The sequence below is a fragment of the Plesiocystis pacifica SIR-1 genome (genome assembly GCF_000170895.1).
In the GTDB taxonomy this organism is placed as follows: Bacteria; Myxococcota_A; Polyangia; order Nannocystales; family Nannocystaceae; genus Plesiocystis; species Plesiocystis pacifica.
Window position 1 is genome coordinate 87,209 of the sequence record NZ_ABCS01000026.1, and the last position, 18,624, is coordinate 105,832.

Annotated in this window: 15 protein-coding genes; 10 read left to right on the plus strand and 5 right to left on the minus strand. The window is 69.2% G+C overall.

Going from position 1 to position 18,624, the window contains the following annotated elements:
* The first annotated feature begins 5 nt into the window (after window positions 1-5).
* The 6 genes from PPSIR1_RS47870 (at window position 6) to plsY (ending at window position 7,020) form a co-directional block, all read left to right on the plus strand.
* Window positions 6-3,341 carry a dynamin family protein gene (locus PPSIR1_RS47870; protein WP_006972062.1) on the plus strand — a complete coding sequence of 1,112 codons (3,336 nt, stop codon included), beginning with the start codon at window positions 6-8 and terminating at the stop codon, window positions 3,339-3,341.
* Between the two features lie 137 nt (window positions 3,342-3,478).
* Window positions 3,479-4,099 (plus strand): imidazole glycerol phosphate synthase subunit HisH, encoded by a 621-nt coding sequence (hisH, locus tag PPSIR1_RS15665; protein ID WP_045116070.1) that lies wholly within the window; start codon window positions 3,479-3,481, stop codon window positions 4,097-4,099.
* A 13-nt stretch (window positions 4,100-4,112) separates the two neighbouring features.
* Window positions 4,113-4,871 (plus strand): 1-(5-phosphoribosyl)-5-[(5-phosphoribosylamino)methylideneamino]imidazole-4-carboxamide isomerase, encoded by a 759-nt coding sequence (locus PPSIR1_RS15670; protein WP_232296486.1) that lies wholly within the window; start codon window positions 4,113-4,115, stop codon window positions 4,869-4,871.
* Window positions 4,865-5,668 carry an imidazole glycerol phosphate synthase subunit HisF gene (gene hisF, locus PPSIR1_RS15675; protein WP_045116071.1) on the plus strand — a complete coding sequence of 268 codons (804 nt, stop codon included), beginning with the start codon at window positions 4,865-4,867 and terminating at the stop codon, window positions 5,666-5,668. Before PPSIR1_RS15670 ends, hisF begins: the two co-directional genes overlap by 7 nt.
* An 18-nt stretch (window positions 5,669-5,686) precedes the next feature.
* Window positions 5,687-6,415 carry a bifunctional phosphoribosyl-AMP cyclohydrolase/phosphoribosyl-ATP diphosphatase HisIE gene (hisIE, locus tag PPSIR1_RS15680; protein WP_006972066.1) on the plus strand — a complete coding sequence of 243 codons (729 nt, stop codon included), beginning with the start codon at window positions 5,687-5,689 and terminating at the stop codon, window positions 6,413-6,415.
* Window positions 6,412-7,020 carry a glycerol-3-phosphate 1-O-acyltransferase PlsY gene (gene plsY / locus PPSIR1_RS15685; protein WP_006972067.1) on the plus strand — a complete coding sequence of 203 codons (609 nt, stop codon included), beginning with the start codon at window positions 6,412-6,414 and terminating at the stop codon, window positions 7,018-7,020. The genes hisIE and plsY overlap by 4 nt, the downstream gene beginning before the upstream one ends.
* 114 nt (window positions 7,021-7,134) lie before the next feature.
* Here plsY and PPSIR1_RS15690 read toward each other — a convergent pair whose 3' ends face one another.
* The gene (locus tag PPSIR1_RS15690) at window positions 7,135-7,623 is read right to left on the minus strand and encodes a hypothetical protein (RefSeq protein WP_006972068.1); all 489 of its coding nucleotides are present in this window, start codon (window positions 7,621-7,623) and stop codon (window positions 7,135-7,137) included.
* A gap of 377 nt (window positions 7,624-8,000) precedes the next feature.
* Between PPSIR1_RS15690 and PPSIR1_RS15695 the strand changes: the two genes are divergently transcribed.
* The 3 genes from PPSIR1_RS15695 (at window position 8,001) to PPSIR1_RS15705 (ending at window position 10,413) form a co-directional block, all read left to right on the plus strand.
* Window positions 8,001-8,486, plus strand: a complete 486-nt coding sequence (locus tag PPSIR1_RS15695) for a CarD family transcriptional regulator (protein ID WP_045116072.1) — start codon at window positions 8,001-8,003, stop codon at window positions 8,484-8,486.
* Between the two features lie 102 nt (window positions 8,487-8,588).
* Window positions 8,589-9,698, plus strand: a complete 1,110-nt coding sequence (locus tag PPSIR1_RS15700; RefSeq protein ID WP_006972070.1) for an S-(hydroxymethyl)glutathione dehydrogenase/class III alcohol dehydrogenase — start codon at window positions 8,589-8,591, stop codon at window positions 9,696-9,698.
* A gap of 10 nt (window positions 9,699-9,708) precedes the next feature.
* On the plus strand, window positions 9,709-10,413 hold the full coding sequence (locus tag PPSIR1_RS15705) for an MBL fold metallo-hydrolase (protein WP_006972071.1): 705 nt from the start codon (window positions 9,709-9,711) through the stop codon (window positions 10,411-10,413).
* A 66-nt stretch (window positions 10,414-10,479) separates the two neighbouring features.
* On the opposite strand, the gene PPSIR1_RS15710 is transcribed toward PPSIR1_RS15705, so the two are convergent.
* A complete protein-coding gene (locus tag PPSIR1_RS15710) occupies window positions 10,480-11,745 on the minus strand; it encodes a cytochrome-c peroxidase (RefSeq protein ID WP_006972072.1) in 1,266 nt (421 codons plus the stop codon).
* A 223-nt stretch (window positions 11,746-11,968) separates the two neighbouring features.
* Here PPSIR1_RS15710 and PPSIR1_RS15715 point away from each other — a divergent pair, with 223 nt between their 5' ends.
* Window positions 11,969-12,388 (plus strand): hypothetical protein, encoded by a 420-nt coding sequence (locus PPSIR1_RS15715; protein WP_157595603.1) that lies wholly within the window; start codon window positions 11,969-11,971, stop codon window positions 12,386-12,388.
* A gap of 280 nt (window positions 12,389-12,668) precedes the next feature.
* Here the strand turns inward: PPSIR1_RS15715 and gyrB are convergent, their stop codons facing one another.
* From gyrB to dnaN, 3 genes are all read right to left on the minus strand, one after another.
* Window positions 12,669-15,287 (minus strand): DNA topoisomerase (ATP-hydrolyzing) subunit B, encoded by a 2,619-nt coding sequence (gene gyrB / locus PPSIR1_RS15720; protein ID WP_006972074.1) that lies wholly within the window; start codon window positions 15,285-15,287, stop codon window positions 12,669-12,671.
* Between the two features lie 226 nt (window positions 15,288-15,513).
* On the minus strand, window positions 15,514-16,734 hold the full coding sequence (recF, locus tag PPSIR1_RS15725; protein WP_006972075.1) for a DNA replication/repair protein RecF: 1,221 nt from the start codon (window positions 16,732-16,734) through the stop codon (window positions 15,514-15,516).
* Between the two features lie 19 nt (window positions 16,735-16,753).
* The gene (gene dnaN, locus PPSIR1_RS15730) at window positions 16,754-17,872 is read right to left on the minus strand and encodes a DNA polymerase III subunit beta (protein ID WP_006972076.1); all 1,119 of its coding nucleotides are present in this window, start codon (window positions 17,870-17,872) and stop codon (window positions 16,754-16,756) included.
* Window positions 17,873-18,624: the final 752 nt, after the last annotated feature.

The following is an 18,624-nucleotide window of genomic DNA, read 5'->3' on the forward strand; positions in this document are numbered from 1 at the left end:
GCACCATGGCCGAGGAAGACGACGACAAGCCCTTTGGAGAAGCGAGCCGCCAGGCCCAGGAGGTCGGGCGTCAGGCCCGTGAGGCGGGTCGGCAGGCCCGCGAGTGGGCGCGCAGCTTCAACCTGAACTCCGTGGGCAACACGGTCAACGAGTGGGCCAAGCGCGCCCGCGACCTGGTCGTCGAGGTGTCGGAGAACGTCGGCGTGCCCGAGGCCGTGCGCGACGCGACGGAGCAGGCCCGGGCGCTGCGGGTCGCGGGCGAGGCCGGCCAGGCCCGGACCGTGCTCCGCGAGCTGACCGGCGCCTACGGGGACGAGCCCAACCTCGTCAATGCGCTGGCGCTGACGGCCACCCACGAGCGCTTCATCGACGATCGGGTCCCCGGGGGCATCGAGATCCTGCGCGAGCTCGCCGACCGCCTCGACGCCAAGCGGGTCGGGGCGATGGCCCTGGTCGACGCCGCCGAGGCCCTGCGCCACCAGCAAGACCCGAGCGCGTGCCTGGACCACCTGCGCCGAGGCAAGCGCAACCTCGAGCGCCTGTCCTCCCAGGACCTCATCGAGGCTCAGCTCCTCGCCCACCTGCTCGCGGCCTCGGCCCACCGCCGCCTCGGCCAGCACGAGCGCGCCATCCGGGAGATCCGCAAGGCCGCCGCGGCGCTGCCCCCGGGCGCGGGCGACGGCCTGCGCCGGCTGACCCTCGCCCTCGGCGTCGATCAGCTCCTCGCCGACGGCCGGGTGTCCGAGGCCGAGCGCTGGGTCCAGACCGCCTACCACCGCCGGATCACCGACGCCCGCCGCCAGGTCGTGCGCGAGCGCGCGGCCGCGGCCGCCGAGGCCAACCAAGACGCCGAGCCCGGGGTCGAGCCCGAAGAGGACATGCTCACCGTCGACGAGGCGGGCACGGAGTTCGACGGGCCGCGGGCCGGGGACGAGCTCGTCGACACGAGCTACACGGCCCTCGAGACCGCGCTCTTGGCCCGGGTGCTCGCCGCCCGGGGCGAGCGCAGCGCGGCCATGGAGCTGCTCACCGAGCTGCCGAGCGGACCGAGCTCCGAGCCCGGCGGCGGCCTGGTGTTCGAGGCCCGGGTGCGCGTGCTGATCCACGTCAGCCCCGACGCCAGCCAGGCCTGCGCCGAGGCCCTGCGCTACCTCCAGCTCGACGCCGGTGACGGCGAGCGCCTGCGCCTGTGGGCCCTCGCCGAGTTCCGCCGGTGGCGCGAGGCCAGCCGCGCCGACGACGAGCTGAGCCCGCCCACGGCCATGCTCAGCTCCCTGGCCCAAGCTTTGAGCAGCGCGCCGCCCCACGCCCGCCCGGCCCGGTCCCAGGAGCTCGCCCACGTCGCGCTGTTCGTCGAGGACTTCTCGCCGAGCGTGACCAAGGCCCTCGCGGCCGTGCGCCACGAGCTCGGGGACGAGGCCGCGCTGACCCTGGGCGAAGAGCTGCGCCTGCACTGGATCCGCGCCGCCCTGAGCGAGGCCCTGAGCCGGGCCCACGAGGGCCGCGGCGCCGACTTGGTGCCCGCGGACATCAAGCGCCAGTTCTCGGCGGGCCCGCCCTACCACCTGAGCCTACGCCCGGAGCTCGGCGAGGTCCTCGGCCCCGACGAGCTCAGCCCCCTGCGCGACCCGCTGCGCCGCGAGGCCCTGGTCGCCGCCCAGCGCGAGCTCGCCGTCGCCGAGCGATCGATGCTCGACGGCCCCGCGGGCATGGACGCCGCCGGCCGGGCCCTGGTCGCCGCGCTGATCCAGGACCCGGACCTGCCTGCGGCCCGTCGGCGCCTCGCCGCGCTGACCCGGCCCCAGGTCGGCGAGCGCCTCGAGGACCAGCTCGGCGCCGCCACGGAGCTCCTCGCCAAGCTGCCCGTGGACATCCTCGGCGCGACGATCCACGGCGGGGCCGAGGCCCTGCGCATGGTCATCGCCGCCCGCGAGCGCCTCGCCCGGCCGCTGACCATCGCGATCATGGGCGAGTTCTCGGCGGGCAAGAGCACCTTCGTCAACGCCCTGCTCGGCGAGGCCGTCGCGCCCATGGGCGTGCTGCCGACGACCAACACCATCAACGTGTTCCGCCGCGGCGCCGGCCGGGGCGCGCGGGTCCACTACCGCGACGCGACCATCTCGACCGTGGCCGCGGGAGAGCTCGACGCCTACCTGCGCAACCTCGACGACCGCGAGGCCGACCGCATCCGCCACCTCGAGATCGACCGCGTCGGCGAGCGCATGGGCGACGCGGCCGTGGTCGACACCCCCGGGCTCAACGCGCTGGACGAGTACCACGAGACCGTCGCCCGCGAGTTCATCGAGGAGGCCGACGCGGTCGTGTGGCTGTTCTCGGCGACCCAGGGCGGAACGGCCACGGAGGCGGGCATCCTCGCGGAGCTGCGCGAGGGCGGGCGCAAGGTCCTGGGCGTGCTCAACAAGGTCGACACCCTCGACAGCGAGGCCGACCGCGACGAGCTCACGACCTACCTGCGCGAGCAGCTCGGCGAGGTCCTCGTCGAGGTCCTGCCGCTGTCCGCCGCCCAGGCCCTCGACTACCGAACGGGCGCCAGCCCCGACTCCGGACAGGGGGTCGACCCCTTCACCGTGGTCGACGACGCCCTCGAGCGCCACTTCCTCGCCCACGCCCGCGAGCTCAAGGCCGAGCTGATCCGCCGGCGCCTGACCGAGGCCCTGGGCCTCGCCCGCGCCAGCGTGCTCGCGGCGGTCACCGAGCTCGAGCGGCGCGGCGCCGGAGAGGACCCGGCCGCGGCCCTCGAGCGCGCGACCCGGACCCTGGCCCGCTTCTCCGAGGAGCTCCACGAGGGCCTGCTCAACCTCGACGACGTCCTCGCCCGCGAGGCCCTCTCCCTGGGCATCGTCGAGGCCGGGGCCGGCCTGCGCCGCAAGCTCGACGAGCAAGACGCGGAGTACCTCGAGGCGACCCTCGAGGACGCGGCCATGGCCGCGCTGCAGACCCGCATCGCCAGCCTCGCGGGTGAACACGAAGTCCTCGCCAACCTGCTCGTCGAGCGCCTCGTGCCCTGGGCCCGGGGTTACCTGGCCAGCAGTGCCGCGCGGGGCTTCGCCCAGGAGCTGATCAACCGACACGGGCGAGCGGCCAGCCGCGGCGAACAGGCCCTGCGCGCCGCCGTCCGCTCGGGCCTGCGCGACCTCGCGGACCACTGGCGGGTCAACGCCCGCTCGTGTTTCCGCGAACTCGAGCGTGCCCTGGCTCGCGCCCGGCGGAGCTCGACCAGCGCCCCCCGGGCCGAGGCTCTACGTCTGCGCAGCTCCGTGCTCGTCGCGCTCGACGGACTGGTCGACCAGGTTTCGATCGAAGCGTCGAGCGAGAGCTGACGGAAACGACCGAGACATCGGCTCACCCCATCTGGCTCGACGTCCGGCGCTCATGGCGCCAAATGGACGGGTAAGCCAACCATGATCGCAGAATTTCGTCGGTCTCAAGCAGGTTTTGTGTTAGAAACGCCCGACCCATGGCTCGGGAATTGACCCTTGTCGACGCTGGCCTGGGTAACCTCGCCAGCGTCGAGCGCGCGCTCATCCAGGTTGGGTCGTCGACCATCGTGACGAACGACCCCGACCTGGTGGCGACCTCACGAATCGTTGTTTTCCCGGGGCAAGGAGCCTTTGGGGACCACACGGACCAACTGGTCGACGGCGCGATGGGCGAGGCCCTGCGCATGGTGATCCAGCGGGGTGACCCCTTCCTCGGCATCTGCATTGGCATGCAGATGCTCTTCGAGGGCTCCGAGGAAGGCGGCGGCCGCAAGGGCCTGGGCATCTTGCCTGGGCGCTGTCGACGCTTCCCGGACAACATGACCGTCGAAGAGGGCGACAAGACCCGCCGCCTCAAGATCCCGCACATGGGCTGGAACGAGGTTCGACCCTCGAACGAGCACTACTACTTCGTGCACAGCTACTACGTCGACGCGGCCAACTCCGACGACGTGATGTGGTCGGCGACCTACGGCGACATCGACTTCGCCGCCGCGGTCCGTCACGAGAACATCTTCGGCTGCCAGTTCCACCCCGAGAAGAGCCAGCAGGCCGGGCTTCGCTTCCTGCGTGCGTTCTTGCTCGGGAGCCGCCAGTGAGGCGCCAGTGCTGGTGATCCCCGCCGTCGACCTGCTCGGGGGCAAGGCCGTGCGCCTGGCCGAGGGCGACCGTGAGCGGGTGACCGTCTACTCCGAGCAGCCCTGGGAGCTGACCGCCGAGTTCGTCCGCGCGGGCGCCCAGCGCATCCACGTCGTCGACCTCGACGGGGCCTTTGGCGAGGCCCGCCAGGTCGAGCTGATCCGCCGCATGCTCGACGCGGCCCGCGAGGTCGCCAGCTTGCGCGACACGCCCGTCGAGTTCGAGGTCGGGGGCGGCGTCCGGGACGTCGGCGCGATCGAGGCCTTGATTGAAGCCGGCGTCGAGAAGATCGTCGTCGGCACCCTCGCAGTGCGCGAGCCCAAGGCCGTCGAGGCCGCGTGCAAGCGCCACCCCGGCAAGCTGGTGGTGGCCATCGACGCCCGCGACGGCATGGTCGCCGTCGACGGCTGGCGCGAGCTCTCGTCGATCAGCGCCGCCGAGCTCGGCCGCGAGGCCGCGACCTGGGGCGCCGGCGGCCTGCTCTACACCGACGTCGCCCGCGACGGGCTGCAGGTCGGCCCCGCCGTCGAGTCCACCGCGGCCTTGCAGACGCAGATCGATCAGCACTGCGAGGCCGAGAACATCGAGTCCGTCGACGTCATCGCCAGCGGAGGCGTCGGCACCCTCGCCGACCTCGACGCCCTGGCGAGCGTCGGCATCCGGGCCGTGGTCTTGGGCCGCGCCCTCTACGAACGCAACTTCACCCTCGAGGAGGCCCTGAGCCGATGTTGAAACGCCGCATCATCCCCTGCCTGGACGTCAAGAATGGCCGCGTGGTCAAGGGCGTGCACTTCAAGGGCCTGCGCGACGCGGGCGACCCCATCGAGGCCGCCCGCGCCTACGACCGCCAGGGCGCCGACGAGCTGTGCCTGCTCGACATCACGGCGACCACCGAGGGCCGCGAGACCTTCGTCGAGATCGTCCGCAGCGTCGCCCCGCAGATCTTCTGCCCGCTGACCGTCGGCGGCGGCATCCGCCGCGAGGACGACGTCCGCCGCCTGCTCAACGCCGGCGCCGACAAGGTCGCGATCAACTCCGCCGCCGTCAGCTCGCCCCCGCTGATCGAGCGCCTCGCCAAGCGCTACGGCAGCCAGGCCATCGTCGTCGCCGTGGACGTGCGCCGCATGCCCGCGCTGCCCCGGGACGAAGAGCCCCTCTACGAGGTCGTGATCCACGGGGGCTCCCGCGGCACCGGCCTCGAGGCGCTGCGCTGGTGCGAGCAGGTCGCCGAGCTCGGCGCGGGCGAGATCCTGCTGACCTCCATGGACAAGGACGGCACCCGCGACGGCTACGACCTGTGGATCACCCGCGAGGTCGCCCGGCGCGTGAACATCCCGGTCATCGCCAGCGGCGGCGTCGGCTCCCTCGAGCACATCCGCCAGGGCCTGGCCCTCGGCGAGGGCGAAGCCGACGCAGCCCTGGCCGCGTCGATCTTCCACTTCGGCCTCTACACCATCGCCCAGACCAAGCAGTACCTCACCGAGCGCGGCATCCCGGTCCGACCCCCGGAAGGCCGACGCGCGGCCTGAGCACGCTCGGAGACTGTCATGAACACCCTCGAGTCCCTGTGGTCGACGCTCGCGCCCGACGACAAGGGCCTCGTCGCGGCGATCATCACCCACGCCCGAGACGGCCGCGTCTTGATGCTGGGCTACATGAACCGCGAGGCCCTGGCCCTCACCCTCGACAGCGGCAAGGTCACCTTCTTCAGCCGCTCCAAGCAGCGCTTGTGGCAAAAGGGCGAGAGCTCCGGCAACGTGCTCGCGCTCGAGTCGATCCGCGTCGACTGTGACGGCGACGCGCTGGTCGTCGCGGCCACGCCCGCGGGCCCCACCTGCCACACCGGCGCGGACTCGTGCTTCTATAAGCGCCTGGGCATCTCTGGCGAGGACCTCGGCACGATCGTCGGCGAGGACGACGGGCCCGCGCCGCCACGCCACGCCACCGATCCCGCCGTCGAGCTGCTGTGGTCGACCATCCTCGCCCGCAAGGCCGGGGAGGGCATGACCAACGCCGAGGGCAAGAGCTACGTCCGCAGCCTGCTCGACAAGGGCATCGCCAAGATCAACGCGAAGATCCGCGAGGAGGCCGAGGAGCTCGCCGTCGCCCTGGCCAGCGAGAGCGACGAGCAGGTCCACAAGGAAGCCGCGGACCTGCTCTTCTTCGCCCTCGTCGGCCTCGCCGCCCGGGACCTCGAGCCCGCCGGCGTGTCGGCCATCGTCCACGAGCGCCACGGCGTCAGCGGCATCGACGAGAAAGCCAGCCGCGGCTCATGAGCCTGGAGGTCCTCGCGTGGATGCTCGGCGCCTACCTCGTCGCCGGGATCCCCGTGGGCTACCTGATCGGCAAGGCCCGGGGCGTCGACCTGCGCGCGGTCGGCTCGGGCAACATCGGCGCGAGCAATGCCATGCGCAACCTCGGCAAGGGCTGGGGCCTGCTCGTGTTCGTGGGCGACGTCGCCAAGGCCAGCGTGCCGGTGCTCGCCGCGAGCGCCCGCTTTGACGCGCCCGGGCCCCTCGCCCTCGTCGCCCTCGCCGCCATCTTGGGCCACATCTTCACGCCCTACCTGCGCTTTCGCGGCGGCAAGGGGGTCGCCTGCGCGTTCGGGGTGTTCCTCGTCCTGTCCCCGGTCGCGGCCGTGGTCGGCATCGCCATCTACCTGCAGACCCTGTGGCTCACCCGCGTGTCGGCGATCGGCTCGCTCACCGCCACGACCACCATCGTCGGCCTGACCATCGCCGACCCGACCGCGCCCTTGGCCTACAAGCTGCTCGCCGCGGCCACGGCCGGCCTGGTCTGGGAGCGCCATCGGCCCAACCTCCAGGACATCCTGGGCGGAAACAACCAAGACAAAGAGCGCCGCGAAGAGAGGGCGCCCTGAGTCGCGGACGTGGGGCAGGGAGGGCGTGGCGTCGTCCGCGACTGCTAAAATAGACAGAGGGTCGGCCAGAACTCGTTTTGGCCGACCCTCTGAAAGTCGAAGACCAGGCTCGGCCTAGTCGAGGTACTTGATCTCGGTGACGATGCCCTTCTCGACGGCGATCTGGACTTCGCTCGAGGTGCCGTCGCAGTCGACGTTGGAGCTGACGTAGCGCCCGATCTTCGGCCCGCTGGTGCAGCGGATGAAGGTCTCGTAGCGAACCTCCCGGCCGCGGGCCTCGGCGACGCGCACGTCGGCGGGCAGACCCCAGGCCATGTACGCGGCGAACTCCTTGAAGCCGACCTTGATCTCACCGGTCTCGGCGGCCTCGCGCTCTTCGCTGGACAGCTCGAGCCACTTTGCCCATAGGCCGAGCTTCTCGAGGTGGGCCTGGCGCTCGGACTCCTTGAGCTTGAGGTACTCGAGCTGCTTATCGTCGTCCTCGATGGCGTAGTAGAAATTCCTCGCCGGGGAGTCGAGGCGCTCGGGGTTCGGCGTACAAGCCGAGACGAGCGCGAGGCCGAGTCCGAGGACGATGGCACCAATGCCGCTGCGGGGAGCCATGGCGAGTGATGATAGAGAAACGGGACCTGGGGGCAAGCCCACACCCTGGTCTGCGCGGGGCCCGACCCCGACCTTGGATGCCAACGGAAGCACACCTCGCATGGCTGCCCAGACGCGAATTCGACCGCTCGTGTTCAAGACGCATCGACCGATTCGGCTGGTTTCACACGGCGACGACGGCAGCTTTACCCAGGTCGAGCAATCGCCTCCGCGCCTTCAAATCCGAGCCCGCCGCGAGCCCAGCTGCGGGGGGTTTTTTAGCTTTTTCCGTGGGCTAGCGCGCGAGTGAGACAAAGCTCAGGTTTTTGACTTTTCTCCACCATCATGGTAGTTGTTACGACCCGCCGTAGTGCGTCTGCGGCTCAGGATCCGAACGTATGCCCGATTTCCAAGTTGGTGATAAGGCCGTCTACCCTGGATACGGCGTCGCCGAGATCACCGGCATCGAGAACCGGGAGATCTCGGGAACGACTCAGCGATTTTACGTGCTGCGGGTGCTCGGCAAGGACATGACCTTGATGGTCCCGATGTCCAACGCCGACTCCGTCGGTCTGCGCAACTTGATCACCAACGAGCAGGTCGAAGAGGTCTACGAGGTCCTGCGCAAGCGCGGCGAGAAGATTTCGACGGCGACCTGGAACCGTCGCCACCGCGAGTACATGGACAAGATCCGCACGGGCTCGCTGGCCAAGATCGCCACGGTGCTCCGCGACCTCTACCTGCTGCGCGGTGACAAGGACCTGTCCTACGGCGAGCGGAACATGCTCGAGACGGCCCGGGCCTTGCTCATCCAAGAGCTCGCCCTGGTCAAAGAGAAGACCGAGGACGAGGTCGAAAAAGAGATCGAGGCGATGTTCACCTAGCGCCCGACCGCGCTCCCATTTCAAACCCACGAGAGGCTGGCTCCGAATCATCGGGCCAGCCTTTTTGGTGGTTGACCAAGTTTCCATTGGTACCCTCGGCCCATGAAATCGCGCGCCGCTGTCGCTCACGCCCCGAACAAGCCGCTGACCATCGAAGAGATCGAAGTAGGCGGCCCGAAGGAAGGCGAAGTCCTCATCGAGATCAAGGCCACGGGTGTCTGCCACACGGACGCCTACACCCTCTCGGGCGCGGACCCGGAGGGCCTGTTCCCGGCGGTGCTCGGCCACGAGGGCGCGGGCATCGTGGTCGACGTGGGCCCCGGCGTGCAGAGCCTCAAAAAGGGAGACCACGTCATCCCCCTCTACGTCCCCGAGTGCCGCGAGTGCAACTTCTGTACGTCCGGCAAGACCAACCTGTGCCAGGCGATCCGCTCGACCCAGGGCGCGGGCCTGATGCCCGACGGCAGCAAGCGCTTCTCGATCGACGGCGAGCCCCTGTTCCACTACATGGGCACCTCGACCTTCACCAACTACACCGTGGTCCCCGAGATCGCCGTGGCCAAGGTCCGCGAGGACGCCCCCTTCGACAAGATCTGCTACATCGGCTGCGGCGTGACCACGGGCATCGGCGCGGTGATCAACACGGCCAAGGTCGCCCCCGGAGACAACGTGGTCGTGTTCGGCCTGGGCGGCATCGGCCTCAACGTCATCCAGGGCGCGCGCATGGCCGGGGCCAACATGATCGTCGGCGTCGACATCAACCCGGGCAAAAAAGAGATGGCCGAGCGCTTCGGCATGACCCACTTCGTCAACCCCAGGGAGGTCGAGGGCGACCTGGTCCCCTACATCGTCAACCTCACCGGCGGCGGGGCGGACTACTCCTTCGAGTGCGTCGGCAACGTCCAGGTCATGCGCCAGGCCCTCGAGTGCTGCCACAAGGGCTGGGGCACCTCGGTGATCATCGGCGTCGCGGGCTCGGGCGAGGAAATCTCGACGCGCCCCTTCCAGCTGGTGACCGGCCGGAGCTGGCGCGGCACGGCCTTCGGCGGCGCCAAGGGCCGCACCGACGTGCCCAAGATCGTCGACTGGTACATGGACGGCAAGATCTCGATCGACCCGATGATCACCCACACCATGCCCCTGGACGAGATCAACCACGCCTTCCACCTGATGCACGAGGGCGAGTCGATCCGCTCCGTGATCACCTTCTAGGGGCCACTGCATGCGCCAAGACGGCATCTTCGTCCACCAGTTCGAGCTCGGGCCCTGGGACAACTTCATCTACTTCCTGGGTGACAAGCGCACGCGCTCCGTCGCCGTGGTCGACCCGGCCTGGCACGCGCCGAGCATCCTCGCCGAGGCCGAGCGCCTCGACGTGACCATCTCGGCGATCTTGTGCACGCACAGCCACTTCGACCACGTCGACAAGGTCGAGGCCTTGCTGAAACACGTCGACGTGCCCGTGCACATGCTGCGCCCGGAGATCGAGTTCGCCGACTTCAAGTGCGAGAACCTCATCGCCTCGAGCCCCGGCGACACCGTGCGCGTCGGCGAGCAGCTCGAGATCACGATGATGCACACCCCGGGACACACCCCGGGCTCGTGCTCCTATCGCCTGCGCGACTCGATCGTCACCGGCGACACCCTGTTCGTGAACGGCTGCGGACGCTGCGACTTCGTCGGCGGCGATCCGGAGCTGATGTTCGAGACCCTCGAGGCGCTCATGAGCAAGCTGCCCAAGGACACGGTGATGTACCCGGGGCACCACTACGGGCCCACGCCCTCGGCCACCGTCGACGAGCAGCTGCGCGACAACCCCTACCTCAAGCACACCACGGTGGCGGAGTTCGTGGCGCATCGCATGGACGGCAAGACGCCGAATACGGTGCTGCCGATCCCCGATCCGTGGGAGCCCGACGCGGGCTGAGGTCCGCGAGCAGGCACGAAAAAGAGCAGCCATGGAGCTGCTCTTTTCGTTTGAGAGGGGAGGGGACTACTCGCCGCCGTCCGCCGGAGCATCCTCGGCCGGCTTGGGCTCGGGCTTGGGCTCCGCTTCGGCCGGAGCGTCCTCGACCGGCGCGTCCGCGTCCGCGTCTGCGTCATCGCCCCCCGTGCCCCCGACCACGCCGGCCACGTCGCCCTCGGGCAGATCGGGCTTGGCGATGTAGGCCGTGGGCAGCTCACCGGTGAGCGAGCCGAGGAAGGCGAGCATGTTGGCCATCTCTTCCTCGCTCAGGGCCTCGCGCGGCACCTGGTACTCGACCATCTTGGTGACCATGTCCTCGAGGCTGGTGATGGAGCCGTCGTGGAGGTAGGGGCCGGTCTCCTCGATGTTGCGCAGGCTCGGGACCTTGAACACGTTGCGGTCGCGCTCGTCCTTGGTGACCGCGAAGCGGCCCACGTCCTCGAGCCCGGGCCAGGGCTTCTCGACGCCGAGCTTTTGGTAGTTCGCGCCGCCGAAGTTCGTGCCCGTGTGGCAATCGGTGCACTTGGAGTCCATGAACAGCTGCAGGCCCGCGATCGCCTCGGCCGAGAGCGCCGCGTCGTCGCCGGCGAGCCACTTGTCGATGGGCCCGGGCGTGACCAGGTTGCGCTCGAAGGCGCCGATGGCGTTGGCCATGTTGTCGTAGCTGACGGCCTCGCCCTCGGCCGCGTCGGGGAAGGCCTTTTGGAACGCCTCGACGTAGCCGGGGATGGCGTTGAGCACCGCGACGACGGTGGCCTCGTCGGGCATGCCCATCTCGATGGGGTTGAGGATCGGCCCTTTGGCCTGAGCCTCGACGGTGGGCTCGCGCCCGTCCCAGAACTGGGCGAGGTGACCGGCGGCGTTGAACACGGTCGGCGAGTTGCGGTCGCCGTTCTTGCCTTCGTGACCCGGTGAGGTGGGGAGGGAGTCGACGCCGTACTCGCTGAGCACGTGGCAGCTGTTGCACGAAATCTCCCCGTTCACGGACAGACGCCCGTCGTAGTAGAGCATCCGACCGAGGTCGACCTTGGCCTTCGTGCCGGGGTTTTGTGCGCTTGGAAAGGACTCGGGCAGCACCGCGAATTGTTTCAAGGCCTGCTTGCGCAGCTTGTCGACGTCGATCATCGGCTTTTCGGGGGCCGCAGCGGGGATCCGGCCAAGGTGGGATTCGGCGTGACCTTCTCCGTGCCCGCCGCCGTGTTCTCCCTCGCCGCTGTCGCAGGCGAAGAGGGTCAGGGCGAGGGCGGCGCTGGCGAGGAGGGAGGAGCGACGCAGGACATCGAGGTCGAGCATGGCTCCATGGTATCTCCCGCGTCGCTGACGCAAAAGCCACCTTGCTGAGCCGGCGAGAGCTTGTCACGATTTAGCCGTGATCCCCGAGCCCACCGCACCCAGCACCGTGAATCCCTCGAGTCGTGCCGCACGCACTCGCCTTCCGAGCTTCGTCGGCGCCCTCCTGCTCCTGGGGACCAGCCTCGGCCTCGTCAGCGGATGCAACAACAAGGCCCCCGCCAAGTTGACTGATCGCCTGTGGGTCAGCGAGATGCCGCTGGGGCCCCGAGACCAGGTCGACGCCATGGTCATCACCGAGGTCGCCAAGCGCAGCGCCGGCAGCTTCTACCACGGCTCGGTCTACCAGGGCTCCTACGACAGCTTCACGTGGAAGCAAAAGGGCAAGGACCGCGGCGTCGTGCACATGCTCCAAGCCCAGCGCAGCTACGAGGTCCGCACCCGCGACTGCAAGCCGACCCGCGGCTTCGACCTGTGCGTCGAGCTCGTCGGTGACCCCACGGGCGTCAAGCGCTACCAATCGCGCAAGCGCTGGGCCATCCCCCGCCGGGGCAAGGGCGCCCAGGCCCTCGACGTCCAGAGCCTGTTCATCGAGCTGGCCGAAGAGGACGCCGAGCTCGAGGCCTTGCTCGACCAAGCCTACTGAGGTGCCCGTCGTCCGGGCCTGACGGTCTGACCTTCATCTGCGTCACCTTCGCCAGACTACGCCCCCGCTTGCGGGGGCGACCACATGCCGCCTAGCAGTCGCCCACCCCGGCCGCGCCGGGACCCATGATCCACGAAAGCATCGTCCACGGACTCAGCTGGCGTTGAACCCGTGGGCGGCTGCCTTTCTCGGTAGGGACGAACCCCATTGCCCCACGACCTCAGCGGAGGAGCGGACAGCGACGGAGCGCCCCCGGTTCGAGCCGCCTGCGGGGGCAAAGTTAGACGTCCAGGTTGCGGGTGTTGAGGGCGTTCTCCGTGATGAACTCCCGGCGCGGCGCGACCTCGTCGCCCATGAGCACGGTGAAGACCTCGTCGGCGATGTCCTTCTCGGCGATCTTGATCTGCAAGAGCTCCCGGTTCTCCGGGTCCATCGTGGTCTCCCACAGCTGGTCGGGGTTCATCTCACCCAGACCCTTGTAGCGCTGGATGGACAGGCCGCTGCGCCCGACCTCGCCGACGTGGTCGATGACCTGCATCAGGGACTTGGGCTCGGCGATGGTGTCGCCCTTTTTGCGCAGCTTGATGGCCCCCTCGCCGCGGGCGGCGAGCTCGGCCCGAATGCGCAGGAGCTCGCGGATCTCCGTGGACCGGAGCAGGGGCAGGCCGACGTCTTCGTTGACGGTCACGCCGTCGGACAGCACGGCGAAGCGCAGCACGGTCCGCTCCCGCGCGGCCTGGACCTCGCCCTCGCCCTCGTCGCCCTCGCCCTCCGCGGGAGCCTCGACCTCGTCGAGGACCTTGCGCAAGCTGGCGGCGACCTTGGTCAGCGGCATGGTCGGCACGGCGGCCTCGACCACGGCCTGGCCCATGGCCGCGAGGAAGGCGTCGTCGCCCTGCTCGAAGGCGGCCTCGACGGCCTCCCAGCCCCGGGCCTCGATGGCCCCGAGGATGCCCTCGAGGATGCCGCGCCGGTGCTCCCGCTCGAGGGAGCGCAGCACGTTGTTGTAGCGGATGCCCGCGTTGGCGACCTCGGCGAGGACCTCCTTGGACGCCGCCGCGCCGCCGATCTCGAGCTCGAGGTCGGCGACCGCGTTGCTGACGATGAACTCGTCGAGGGCGCCCTCGTTCTTGATGTAGCGCTCCTTCTTGCCGGCCTTGACCTTGTACAGCGGCGGCTGGGCCACGTAGAGGTAGCCGCGCTCGATGATCTCGACGAAGTGGCGGAAGAAGAAGGTCAGCAGCAGGGTGCGGATGTGCGAACCATCGACGTCCGCGTCCGTCATGATGATGATCTTGTGGTAGCGGAGCTTGTCGATGGAGTAGGTGTCCTCGCCGATGCCCGTGCCCAGGGCGGTGATCAGCGTGACGATCTCCTGGCTCGACAGGATCTTGTCGATGCGCGCCTTCTCGACGTTCAGGATCTTGCCGCGCAGGGGCAAGATGGCCTGAACCTTCCGGTCCCGGCCCTGCTTGGCCGAGCCGCCTGCGGAGTCACCCTCGACGATGAACAGCTCGGCGAGCTCGGGGTCCTTCTCCTGGCAGTCGGCGAGCTTGCCGGGCAAGCTCAGGCCGTCGAGCACGCCCTTGCGGGTGATGGTCTCCCGGGCCTTGCGGGCCGCGGCCCGGGCCCGAGCGGCCAGCAGGGCCTTCTCGACGACGAGCTTGGCGTCCTTGGGCTTCTCCTCGAAGTGCCGGCTCAGGGCCTCGGTCACCGCCGTGCCCACGAGCGCCGTGACCTCGCTCGAGACCAGCTTTTCCTTGGTCTGCGAGTTGAACTTGGGGTCGGGGTGCTTGACCGAGATGATCGCGACCAGGCCCTCGCGCACGTCCTCGCCGGCGAGGCTGCCCTTGTGGCCCTTGAGCAGGTTCTTGTCGCCGGCGTAGCCGTTGACCACGCGGGTCAGCGAGGTCCGCAGCCCGGTCAGGTGCGTGCCGCCGTCGCGGTTGGCGATGTTGTTGGTGTAGCAGTGGACCATCTCGTGGTAGGCGTCCGTCCACTGCAGGGCGACCTGGACCCCGAGCTCGTGATCTTGGCCCTCGAACTCGAAGGGCACCTGCGAGCGCAGCTCGATCATCGCCCCGATGCGCGTGCGCTTGGCCGTGAGCAGCTCGACGAAGCTGGCCACGCCGCCCTCGCCGTCGAAGGACTGCTCGCGCTTTTTCTCGCCGTTGATGGTCGGGCGCAGGTCCGTGAGCGTGATGTTGACGCCCTCGGTGAGGTAGCTGAGCTCCCGAAAGCGCGAGCTGAGCGTGTCGAAGTCGACGCGCACGCCGGTGTAGATGAGCGGGTCGGCGTGGAAGGTGACCTTGGTCCCGCGGGCCTCGGTCTCGCCGACGACGTCGAGCTCGCGGGCGACCTCGCCGCGCTCGAAGCGGGCCGTGAACACCTTGCCCTCGCGCTTGATCTCGAGCTCGAGCCAGTCCGACAGGGCGTTGACCACGGTCACGCCGACGCCGTGCAGGCCGCCGGAGACCTTGTAGGCCGCGTTGTCGAACTTGCCGCCGACGTGCAGCTTGGTGAACACGGCGATGGCCGCGGGGACCATCTTGCCCTCGACCTCCATGGGCCCGGTCGGGATGCCGCGGCCGTCGTCCTCGACCGAGATCGACTCGTCCTCGTGGATGACGATCTGGATCTGCTTGCAGTGCCCGGCGAGGGCCTCGTCGATGGAGTTGTCGAGGATCTCGAACACCATCTTGTGCAGGCCGGTGACGTCGGTGTCGCCGATGTACATGCCGGGCCGCTTGCGCACGGCCTCGAGGCCCTCGAGGTGGGAGATGGAGCTCTCGTCGTAGGCGGGCGGCGGCCCGTCGGCGGCGGGCGTCGGCTGTCCCTCTTGGGCTTCGGGGGACTCGGTCTCGGACGCGGAGGGGGCCTGGGATTCGGCGGTCGTCATGGTCGGAGCGGGGTGGCGATGGGGTCCAGATCGAAGCCTCGAGATGGGGCTTTTGTCTGGGCACCTCGCGCGCGCGAAAGATAGCACCGAAGGCGATCCCTGACCAGGCGAGATCGGCGAATAACCGGGCGTTAGCGGCGCGAAATCAGCACTTTTTGGTGCTTCGCCAACGGCCTGATCGAGCCATCGATCGAGGGCCCGATCGACGCCCCGATTGGGGCCCCAATCAGGACTCGGAGGCGACGCGGATCTGGCCGTCTCGGACCTGCAAGTCCCGGCGCTCGACCCCGGCCCCGAGCTCGATGTAGCGGGCGTCCGTGGTCGTCAGCACGCACTGACCGACCTCTTGGGCCAGGGTCTCGAACAAACGGGCGCTGCGGCGCGGATCCAGCTCGCTGGACACGTCATCGAGGAGCAGGGTGGGGCGTCGACCGTGGCGCTGCTGGGCGTCCCGGAGCTCGGCGATCTTGAACGCGAGGACCAGCGCCCGGGCCTGGCCCTGAGACGCGAAGTCCCCGGCCTCGACGCCGTCGAGGCGCACGTGCAGGTCGTCGAGGTGCGGCCCGACGGTGGTCCGCCCCGCGGCCTCGTCGCGCCGTCGAGTGTCACGCAGAGCCTGCGCCAGGGCCTGCTGACGGCCCGGGAGGTCCTCGACCGCCGTCGCCGGCTGAGACTCCCGGGTCAGCACCCGCGCCCCGTAGGCCAGACCGGCCGCGAGGGCGGCCCCGCCTTCCCCCGGATCCCGGCGATCGTGGATGTGCGCGAAGGCGGCCGCGAAGGGCTCGCGCAGGTCCTCGACCAGGCCCTGCCTTCGATCCCAGATCTGCGCCCCGACCTCGGCCAGGCCGTGGTCGTAGGTGTCGAGCATGCGCGTGCGCTCGGCCCGGGGCAGCTCCGCAGGATCCGTCTTGAGCACGCGGTTGCGCGAGCGCAGCAGCTTCTCGTAGCGCTGCACGTCGGCGATGTGGGCCCGCTGCCGAGCGAACAGCACCCGGTCGAGGAACTGTCGTCGACCGCCCGGGGAGCCGCGCAGGATCCCGAGGTCCTCGGGGGTGAACAGCACGGCCTGAACCCGGCCGTAAAAGTCCGTCGCCGATCGAACCAGCTTGCCGTCGACCCGGGCGCTGCGGCGGGTCGAGCGGGCGCCGCGATCGATTCGGACCTCGAGGCAGGTGTCGAGGCCCAGGTCGTCGTCGAAGGCCTCGAGCTCGACGCGGGCGTGGTCCTGGCCCCGGCGCAGCAGCGCCTTGGCGTCAGTGGTCCGAAACGAGCGCAGCGTCGAGCACAGGTACAGGGCCTCGAGCACGTTGGTCTTGCCCGCGCCGTTGTGCCCCCACAGCACCGTGAAGCGCTCGCCGAAGGCCAGCTCGACCCCAGGGCCCGGCTGCTCGGGCGTAGCTCCGCGGAAGTTGCGAAAGTCCGCGAGGGTCAGCCGGCGCAGCTCCAAGACGGGGGCCTGGGACCTCTCAGATGCGCATGGGCATGACGACCGCGAGGAAGTCCACGGGGTCGTTGCCCTCGTCATCGGGGGCGGGGCGGAGCACGCAGGGATCGAGCTCGCCCTGGAAGTCGAGGTAGATGCGGTCCGCGCTCAGGGCCCCGAGGGCCTCGATGAGGTAGTTCGCGTTGAAGCCGGCGGTCAGCGGGCTGCCGTCGTAGTCGACCGGGAGCTCGAGGTTGATGGCGCCGAGCTCGGGGTTGTCGGCGTTGAGGCGCAAGCTGCCCTTGTCGAGCTGGACCTTGACCGTGGCGGTCTTCTCCGGGGCGATGACCGCGGCCTGGCGCAGGGCGCCGATGAGCTCGGTGCGCTCGACCCCAGCGCGGCGCTGGAAGTCCTTGGGCACGACCTGCTTCCACGGCGGGAAGGTGACGTTGTTGAGCTTGACCGAGAGGGTCAGCTTCTCGGCCTCGACGAACAGGTACTGGTCGCTGACCGCGATGCCGACCTCGCCCTCGACGCGGTTGAGGACCTTGCGGATCTCGTCCATGCCCTTGCGCGGGACGATGATCTCCCGGGGCAGGGCGAGGCCCTCGAGCTCGAGGCTGAACTTGGTCAGGCGGTGGCCGTCGGTCGAGACCATCGTCGCGGTCTGACCGTCGGACTCGAGCATCGCGCCGTTGAGGTTGATGCGCGCCTCGTCGGTGGACACGGAGAACAGGGTCTTCTCGATGAGGTTGACCAGCTTGTGGGCGGGCACCGTCGTGAAGCTCTCCCCGCTCGCGTCGGGCAGCTCGGGGAAGTCGCCCTCGGGCATGCCCATGAGCTTGAACTCGGAGCGCTTGGCGAGGATCTGCGCCCAGGAGTTGTCGAGGCTCTTGATGCGCAGCGCGCCGCTGGGGAGGGTCCGCACCACGCTCTGCAGGTGACGCACGCCGAGGGTCAGGCTGCCGGGGTTGCTCACCTTGCAGGGCACCTTCTCCGTCAGCGCGATCATCATGTCCGTCGCGCAGCACACCAGCTCGTCGTCGGTCGTCGCGCGGAGGAGCACGTTGGCCAAGACGGGCATGGTGCTGCGGCGATCCGCGACGGTCGACGCCAGGGTGAGCGCGGACAAAAAGCGGGCCTGATCGATCTCGAACTCCATGGGGTCCTCGGCCGCCCGTTGTACCAGGGGAGCGGGCAGCTTGGGAGGGCTGGACGGGCGAGAGTTCGAGGTCGGCCGCTAAGGGATCAGGGTTCTTTAATTTTAAAATTCTCTCGATCTCTGATCTGTCCTGTGGAGAAGTGAATAAGCCAGTCAAGTCACTGAAATGACTCGGCTTTCACCAGATCGGAGATCGTGGATGGGCGTGGACGGGGTGCCGCTTTGTCCACGGGAAAATGGCGCGCCTCGCCCTCCACGAGTTGTTCTCCCCAGCTGTGGACGAGTCTCGGGAGCCGGGGGGCTTCCTCACGGGCTCGTCTTGGGGTGTCGAGGGCCCTAGCAGGTGCGGTGGAGGTCGCCAAAAAATCTGCGAAGAATCGGGGAGGTTCGTGTGGGGGGGGTTGGGTGATCGATGGAGGCGGTCGTGGGTAATTGATAGAGGAGGTCGTTGGTTTTGGTTGGCATGGGTCGGGGCTCCGGCGGTGCACCGCGGCCTATTCGGCGGGCGCCTCCCCACTCCTGCGCTCGAGCCGAGCCACATCTTCTGCTCTTCCAAGATTGTAGGCGGCTCGGTGCTCGTCGCAGGGACCCCTCCCGCCGAGCGGCCTGCTCGGGGTTCGCAGAGCGAATGCTGGGGTCTCGAACGAGTTGCGCCGTGTTCTCTAAATGCCTGCAGCAGGGTCGAGCCACCTCGATGCTCTTCACCCCCGTCAAAAAATTCCTCCCCGTCGACCACCCCACCGCGTGCAGCA

Bases quoted from the DNA above. Each gene is read 5' to 3' on its own strand.
- PPSIR1_RS47870 (WP_006972062.1), top strand. From the start codon at position 6: ATGGCCGAGGAAGACGACGACAAGCCCTTTGGAGAAGCGAGCCGCCAG.
- hisH (WP_045116070.1), top strand. From the start codon at position 3,479: ATGGCTCGGGAATTGACCCTTGTCGACGCTGGCCTGGGTAACCTCGCC.
- hisF (WP_045116071.1), top strand. From the start codon at position 4,865: ATGTTGAAACGCCGCATCATCCCCTGCCTGGACGTCAAGAATGGCCGC.
- hisIE (WP_006972066.1), top strand. From the start codon at position 5,687: ATGAACACCCTCGAGTCCCTGTGGTCGACGCTCGCGCCCGACGACAAG.
- plsY (WP_006972067.1), top strand. From the start codon at position 6,412: ATGAGCCTGGAGGTCCTCGCGTGGATGCTCGGCGCCTACCTCGTCGCC.
- PPSIR1_RS15690 (WP_006972068.1), bottom strand. From the start codon at position 7,623: ATGGCTCCCCGCAGCGGCATTGGTGCCATCGTCCTCGGACTCGGCCTC.
- PPSIR1_RS15695 (WP_045116072.1), top strand. From the start codon at position 8,001: ATGCCCGATTTCCAAGTTGGTGATAAGGCCGTCTACCCTGGATACGGC.
- PPSIR1_RS15700 (WP_006972070.1), top strand. From the start codon at position 8,589: ATGAAATCGCGCGCCGCTGTCGCTCACGCCCCGAACAAGCCGCTGACC.
- PPSIR1_RS15705 (WP_006972071.1), top strand. From the start codon at position 9,709: ATGCGCCAAGACGGCATCTTCGTCCACCAGTTCGAGCTCGGGCCCTGG.
- PPSIR1_RS15710 (WP_006972072.1), bottom strand. From the start codon at position 11,745: ATGCTCGACCTCGATGTCCTGCGTCGCTCCTCCCTCCTCGCCAGCGCC.
- gyrB (WP_006972074.1), bottom strand. From the start codon at position 15,287: ATGACGACCGCCGAATCCCAGGCCCCCTCCGCGTCCGAGACCGAGTCC.
- dnaN (WP_006972076.1), bottom strand. From the start codon at position 17,872: ATGGAGTTCGAGATCGATCAGGCCCGCTTTTTGTCCGCGCTCACCCTG.